Origin of the sequence: Desulfovibrio inopinatus DSM 10711 (assembly GCF_000429305.1) — a bacterium.
GTDB classification, from domain to species: domain Bacteria; phylum Desulfobacterota; class Desulfovibrionia; order Desulfovibrionales; family Desulfovibrionaceae; genus Alteridesulfovibrio; species Alteridesulfovibrio inopinatus.
Map to the genome: position 1 here is coordinate 45,005 of NZ_KE386884.1, position 6,255 is coordinate 51,259.

The 6,255-nt window shown below is 49.0% G+C and carries 6 protein-coding genes; 1 reads left to right on the forward strand and 5 read right to left on the reverse strand.

Annotated features, from left to right (window positions below):
- On the forward strand, window positions 1–214 hold a 214-nt coding region (locus tag G451_RS34895; RefSeq protein ID WP_211236399.1), incomplete at its 5' end, for a hypothetical protein.
- A 42-nt stretch (window positions 215–256) separates the two neighbouring features.
- Here G451_RS34895 and G451_RS0126485 read toward each other — a convergent pair.
- From G451_RS0126485 to G451_RS0126510, 5 genes are all read right to left on the reverse strand, one after another.
- Window positions 257–1,444 (reverse strand): glycosyl hydrolase family 18 protein, encoded by a 1,188-nt coding sequence (locus G451_RS0126485; protein ID WP_027186596.1) that lies wholly within the window; start codon window positions 1,442–1,444, stop codon window positions 257–259.
- Window positions 1,445–1,649: 205 nt separating this feature from the next.
- A complete protein-coding gene (locus G451_RS0126490; RefSeq protein WP_027186597.1) occupies window positions 1,650–2,024 on the reverse strand; it encodes a response regulator in 375 nt (124 codons plus the stop codon).
- Window positions 1,999–4,296 (reverse strand): PocR ligand-binding domain-containing protein, encoded by a 2,298-nt coding sequence (locus G451_RS33490; RefSeq protein WP_051261950.1) that lies wholly within the window; start codon window positions 4,294–4,296, stop codon window positions 1,999–2,001. The genes G451_RS0126490 and G451_RS33490 overlap by 26 nt, the downstream gene beginning before the upstream one ends.
- A gap of 315 nt (window positions 4,297–4,611) precedes the next feature.
- The gene (locus G451_RS0126505; protein WP_027186599.1) at window positions 4,612–5,016 is read right to left on the reverse strand and encodes a hypothetical protein; all 405 of its coding nucleotides are present in this window, start codon (window positions 5,014–5,016) and stop codon (window positions 4,612–4,614) included.
- 112 nt (window positions 5,017–5,128) lie between these two features.
- The gene (locus G451_RS0126510) at window positions 5,129–6,028 is read right to left on the reverse strand and encodes a hypothetical protein (RefSeq protein WP_027186600.1); all 900 of its coding nucleotides are present in this window, start codon (window positions 6,026–6,028) and stop codon (window positions 5,129–5,131) included.
- Between the last annotated feature and the right edge of the window lie 227 nt (window positions 6,029–6,255).

The window sequence follows — 6,255 nt, forward strand, 5'->3', positions numbered from 1 at the left end:
GGCGCACGAATCTGCCTTTCTTTATCTGCAGCTTGTGCAACAGCTCCCCGAAGCATACGGTCAGAACTTCGGCGTTGCTTTCAGAACCTGGCTCCACCTCCACTGCAACATTTCCCGTGAAGAAGCGTCTCGACTACTCCAAGACGACTTTGACGCCTGCATAGACGAATTTCTCAACACGCCCCCTCCTCCTTCCTGGTTATGCTTGGGATGAAGAAGCATCTTAGCAAGCAGGTTGTCGGGAGCTCCCCCCCCATCACTCCACCACCAACAAAATAGCCGCAAGCGGCACACTCACCGTTCCACCATCAAAAAGACTCGCCACGGCGAGTCCCGTCTCCCAGGGGGTGTGGGTGTAGCCAGCAGACAAGTCGCCGTCGTTGATGGTGAGGGCGTCCCAGTCGACGCTCCAGTTCATGAAACCGGCGATGGTGTTGTGGTTGTTTTGCATGAGGCTCCAGCCGTTGGTGATGAGGGTTGGCGTGGCGATGTAGGTCATTTCTCCGCCGGCGGCGCCTTCTGTTGCCGGGATGCCCAGGACGAGTTTGTTTTCGGGGATGAGGACGCCGATGCTGCCGTTGGCGGCGTATCCTGCACTCGTGGAGGCGGCCCAGGCGAACGCGCTCATGAATTTGTCCATGCCGTCCGTGGGGACGACCTTGGCGGGAAAGCCCTGCTCGTCGTTGTCCGGTCCGGCGACGCCGTTGGCTGGTCCTTGGTTGTAGAGCTGGGGCCAGATGGAGGTGAAATTCTCTATGCCGATGGCACTGATGAGATCGACATAAAACGTACCGGCCAGCGAATGGGAAGCCCATTGTCCGGTGCCATACATGAACGGCACGATATAACACCACTCCGGCGCAGCGGTCAGCCAGAAATCCTGGCCCTGGCCCCGGTAAAAATTGACAACGGCCATAACCGCCTGGCCCATCAGGCTGGCGTCGATGGAACTGAGCACGCCGGTTTCAAGGTCCAGGTCAATGCCCTCAAAGCCGTAGGTATCGACGATATGTTTTGTCTGCGTCACAAACGTGGTGACATCGTCCTGGGTTTTCATGCTCAGATCAAAATATTGCCCCCCGAGCGAAACTATCACTTTCCGCCCCTGCGCCTTGGAGGCGGCAATCATGTCTTTGACTTGCTGTTCGGTGTAATATGACGTGCCCTGAGAACCGGGGTCTTTGAGCGCCAGGATATAGTTACCCTCATCGTCGGTGACAATAAATGCTGTAATAATGACATTATAGCATGCATTGACGACATCCATATCCACCGCGCTCGATTGAATCTGTTTCCCAGCAACGCTGTACGAGGTGTTGCCACCCCAGGCGCACCAGTAGGTGGCATTGATACCATTGGTAAAGTCAGTTGCAGCGTGTGCCGCCAGCGGAATAAACAAAAAGAATACAAGGGCGAGAGCTCGCCAAATGATGTGAGATTTCATTGTATCGCGCATCCTTGCAAAGAGGATTGACTTCCCATTGCAATGCAATGGAGTGGCTCCATACAACACACCTGTCTTTGTTCACAAGACATAGGTGACCACAACTTGTCAATATAAACACGATATGCTGTTGCTGCAATCGCTGAATGAGCTATCCTGCTTTCGGATGCGCGTTCATCGTCTCAAGAACATCATGAGAATATGCTTATGTTCCCTCTATCATGCGCAATATTTCCGAATTTAAGGATTCGAATTCGCACAATGGTTTCAAAAATACGGAGTTTGAGACATTGGCGCCAATGGTCAATTCCTCGGGTACCTGGTACTCAGGCGATCCGGTGTATACAATATACTTCAGCTCGGGCCGTATTTTTCGGGCGATTTGAATAAAATCCGGACCGTTCATATTGGGCAAACGCACATCGACAATGATGAGGTCAACGCTGTCAGTTTTCAAAAAATCGAGAGCGTCTTCCGAACTCCCGACTTGGAAAACGGTGAACCCTTCATCTTCAAGGCTCATCGCGAGGCTGTCGCGCACCTGCAGATCATCGTCAAGAATCAGGATTTTGTACGACATTAGCCCTCCCCTCATTGAATGGAAGCTTGATGATGAAACGAGTCCATTCACCTGGAACAGATTCCACGTCCATACTTCCACGATGTTGATTCGTCACAATGAAGTACGACACGGACAGTCCAAGCCCTGTCCCTTTCCCAACTTCTTTTGTCGTATAAAACGGTTCAAACACGCGCTTACGGATATCTTCCTCTATGCCAGGACCGTTGTCTTCAATCTCTGCGACAACCATATCATTGTCTTTTTTGACGCGGCAGACCAAACATGGTTCGACGTCCGTGTATGTTTTCTCCGCCATGGCTTCAGCGCCATTCTTGAGGACATTCAAAAAGACTTGCTGTATCTCATTCGCGTCGCAAAAAACATGAGGAACATCGGCCTCATATTCTCGTATAATCACGATTTTTTTGAAGTCGTAATACTTTTTTAAATTATAATCGCTTGCCGCAAGTTCCAGCGTGTTGTCGAGAAGACTGCTCATGCTAAACATATTGAGCTTTCTTTCACTCTTCCTGCTGAAACTTAACATATTTGATACAATAGACGCCGCACGCGCTCCAGCTTCGTGAATGCCATCGAGCATTTTCGGGATGTCTCTTCGTTTCAAATATTCGCGAACGTCTTCTAAAGAAATACCGCATTCGGCAGCCACGGTTTTATTCTTTTTCAAGTCACCGAAAATACGTTTTTTAATATTGATCGCATAGCCCAACACTCCAGCCAATGGATTGTTTATTTCGTGGGCCATTCCAGCAGCAAGCCCCCCGACGGACATCATCTTTTCAGACTGAACCATCATCTGTTCAAGCTGAATGCGCTCTGTCACATCATCGACTCGTAAAACGGCACCTTCGACGTTATTGGCAATCAAAGGATAGATGGTAATATTCTCATGGCAAACTTTTCCTTCTCGTACAGTCTGCAACGAATCCGTCATCGACGTTCGCGTACGCAATGCTTCGTGTATGCGGTCCAGTTCACCGGCCAATCGCGGTAATACGTCTGTCAGATTTTTTCCAAGCACTTCATTGGCATGAATTCTTGCGGTTGTTTCCGCCTTCATATTCCATAGCGTTACCCGGCATTGCGGATCGACACCAATGAGCAAAGAAGGCATGGAATCAATGATATTCGAGAGATAATGCCGCGTTGTTGCCAATTCCGACTTCGTCTGTTTGAGATCATTGATAAAGCGGGCTTGTTGTATGTTTTGATATGCAATCTTGGAAAGTTGATTTGCAAGAGTGAACAAAACCATGGAGATGCTCTCGAACTGTTCACGCGGCATGGATTGGACTTCAAAAAATGCGAGAACAACTTCATCTTCATCAGCGCCAATTTCGCGAGCATAAGCGCGCATCTTCTCTTCTGTCTGACTTTCATCGCGCACCTGGCCTATTAACCAATTGGCGACATGATGCCCGCCAATGGCAATGCCCGCTCCAGCATCCCATAAGCCTCCACTCATACAAGTTTGAATCGTCGGCCCATCGTCTTTCAACTGGCCGAGAATTGCATCCGAACGAAAGCAGTTCGCTCGTCCTTTTTCTGTTTTTCGAATAATATCCATGCATAACCGACAAAAATTGCTCGGCCGTGTGATGGGAGTTCCATCTGGATGTGTAATCATAGAGCCAACACCGGTGGCTTGTGCAAATTCATCTTGGAGGCGCTGAATGTCGTCGAGATTAAATAAATCTTCAAATTCAACATTTTCAGCATTATCAAGAGGTTTTGTGAGCGCGATCATGCGTTTTTCAAGAGCGTCATTGGCTCGCTTCAAATCAGTAATATCTCGCGCAACGCCAAGTACGCCGATCAACTTTCCATCTACATCGGTCATGGGTGTTTTTATTGTTTCAAAAAAACCCGTTTTACCGGAATCAGCAAACGTCAATGTCTCTTCATTTATACTGGGCTTTCCTGCGGCCATTGCCCTTTTGTCATGCTGACGAAAGAAATCGGCAAGCTCTTTTGAAACAAAGTCATAATCAGTTTTACCAATAATTTCTGATTCTTTCGCTCCAAAGAAGCGTTCAAATGTAGGATTGCACGCAAGATAAATACCATGCGGATCTTTAAGCCAAACGAGATCTGGAATAGTGTTCACAAGAATTCGGAAATAATCAGCGCAGTGTGCGGTATCGTTCGCTGGAGCAGCTTTAAATTCATCTTGAGTTGGAGGCACAAGAGATTCGAGCTCGCGTATACGTTGCTCTGCTCTTTCAATTTCGGCAAGCAGTTGCGCTTTGGTTTTCTCGGCATGCCTCATACTGCCTCCCTTCATTCATCTCAATACTCGACTATATTTATGAAATATTTCATTGCTTTCTCTTTTGGCAATCGTATACTACTTCAACAGGATTTTACAGCAATAAATCAACATAATGACTCAACATAGTAGTCTCATCGAATATTTTCTGGGCATTTTTTGTACAGAAGACTTTGAACATCAAACCATCATCTGCGATGAACCGAAAAATATCGCCAGAATAAAAGGCGACACAACAAATCAATAAATTGAACATGTTATAGCCTTCGCATTCCAATAGACCTCCTTTAAGAAACATAAGGAAATGATCGACCTTCAAGTCTCACGTCTCGCATCTTCGCATTTCACATCCATCGCCTCCATAACGCCGACCCAATCCGGTCGTATTCCCGTAGCCAGCGCTTCTCGCAATGTTCTGGCGCGCTCTGCGTTTCTTTGCGCTATTTCGGCCATGACCTCTGGTGATTCGGGCAGAGGAATATACGTCGCCTCGTATCGTGATTGCGTCTTTTCATGAAACTCCAACAGTTCGGCCGGGGTCGGCCAAAATTTGCATCGCTTTCTGGCCATGGCACAGGCAAAGACGAGTTCGTCGTCGGTGAGATCATCCAACGCTTCGCCCCACAGTGCGGTGAGTGCTTCGAGTTCGGCATTGCTCCGTTTGGGAAAGAGCAAGCTGCATTTGGCAATTTCGCCGGCAATGGTTGCGCGGTTCGGCATAAGAAATACACTCCTGGTTGAGTTGGTAAGCAGTAAACTCTGTTCCTCATGCGTATCGTCATATCGACCTGAGGGGCAGCCATACTATTTTCTTGGACCGCTAAAACAGTCATCAGACGCCGCGTTGCACATGCGTGGTAGAAGGTATTGGTGGGAGATGATCATGAGCAAGACGTTCATCATGCGCGCTCTCGGGTGATTCGCTCAACTGCTGATGCTTCATGTACCGCAACGCAAACACTGCCTGACTGCGCCGTTCAGCGTCCTGACATTGGGCGTAGGATCGAGGTTTCGGCAAATTGGTCGTGGTGGTATGCGATGATGTCACCACTGCAGAGGATTCCTTGACGGCTGGCGGCAAAGCGTCACGCCAGCGGCGTTTTCGCAGCCAGTTGGCCGGGTCCGGGATAAAACGCCCGCCCTGTTGCTGCCAACGAGATGAACCACGTTGTGCCGAGATGGCGGCGTGCATATCGTGGACAGATGGTCGTTGTCCCGCTCTCCCCAACTCTTGCCACACGAACCAGGCATCGTCCTGATTCGCTTTGTTGGGATAGGCCTTCCAGAACTGGAGAAATTCCGAGCTATAATTCCCGGCCTCGGCATGATTTGACGCTGAATCAGGCAGAGACGTACTTTGTGCTGGCGACCCCGTAGCCGCTCGGCTTTTTTCTCTCTCTTTCTTTGGAGATGGAGAAGAAGATGAAGAAGGAGGCGTGACATTGGAGTGACACGGCCGAACCGCACCGCCGGCTTTATCGCGTTCACGCTGACGTTTCTTGCGTAATGCAGCATTATATTTGACATTATGTTCACGGAGCATACGCCGATTCACCAAGATAATGTCGTCATTATCGTTCGTGACATCGTCGTGATGTACAGTGACATCAGCCAATCCGGTTTCGCGGGCCTCATGGAGAAACGTGGTGAATTCTTCCACCGATAATCCCAGCGACCGCGCCAGTCGTGTCGTTGATCCCGTGAGCCGTCCGCGTTGCGGTGCATCCCACATAATTCCAATTCTAACTCCAGTATGCCATAGTAGCTCTTCGTAAGGAGATACATATGGGACGAATTCCGAAAGGCAACGAGCTTCTTGAACAAGCCAAACGCGCTTTAAACAAAGCGAAGACTGTCGACGAACTCCGTCAGCTCCAGGCTGTTATTTTTCCTTTAGAAATGGGGATTTCTCTTGAACAAACGGCTCGTTTGATAGGTCGCTCTATACGATGGACTTCC

Coding starts and splice junctions, on each gene's coding strand:
- G451_RS0126485 (WP_027186596.1), bottom strand. CDS start 1,444: ATGAAATCTCACATCATTTGGCGAGCTCTCGCCCTTGTATTCTTTTTG.
- G451_RS0126490 (WP_027186597.1), bottom strand. CDS start 2,024: ATGTCGTACAAAATCCTGATTCTTGACGATGATCTGCAGGTGCGCGAC.
- G451_RS33490 (WP_051261950.1), bottom strand. CDS start 4,296: ATGAGGCATGCCGAGAAAACCAAAGCGCAACTGCTTGCCGAAATTGAA.
- G451_RS0126505 (WP_027186599.1), bottom strand. CDS start 5,016: ATGCCGAACCGCGCAACCATTGCCGGCGAAATTGCCAAATGCAGCTTG.
- G451_RS0126510 (WP_027186600.1), bottom strand. CDS start 6,028: ATGTGGGATGCACCGCAACGCGGACGGCTCACGGGATCAACGACACGA.